This window comes from Hymenobacter coccineus (assembly GCF_001816125.1).
Classification (GTDB): Bacteria; Bacteroidota; Bacteroidia; order Cytophagales; family Hymenobacteraceae; genus Hymenobacter; species Hymenobacter coccineus.
Map to the genome: position 1 here is coordinate 1 of NZ_MDZA01000358.1, position 230 is coordinate 230.

1 protein-coding gene is annotated in these 230 nt (G+C 76.1%); it reads left to right on the forward strand.

Annotation, left to right across the window (positions count from 1 at the left end; genetic code table 11):
• Positions 1-215, forward strand: a 215-nt coding sequence (locus BEN49_RS28940; protein WP_204376150.1) for a hypothetical protein, incomplete at its 5' end; no start/stop codon positions are given.
• Between the last annotated feature and the right edge of the window lie 15 nt (positions 216-230).

The window sequence follows — 230 nt, forward strand, 5'->3', positions numbered from 1 at the left end:
CCTGGGGCCCGTACGAGGTGCAGCAAGCGCCCGTGGTGGCGGCCAACGCGCACTGGCTGGCGCCGGGCCACAACTGCGTGGTGACCGATGCCGCCGGGCTACGCCGTGCTGGTGGCCCGCAGCCACGCCGCCCTGGGGCCCGTACGAGGTGCAGCAAGCGCCCGTGGTGGCGGCCAACGCGCACTGGCTGGCGCCGGGCCACAACTGCGTGGTGACCGATGCCGCCGGGC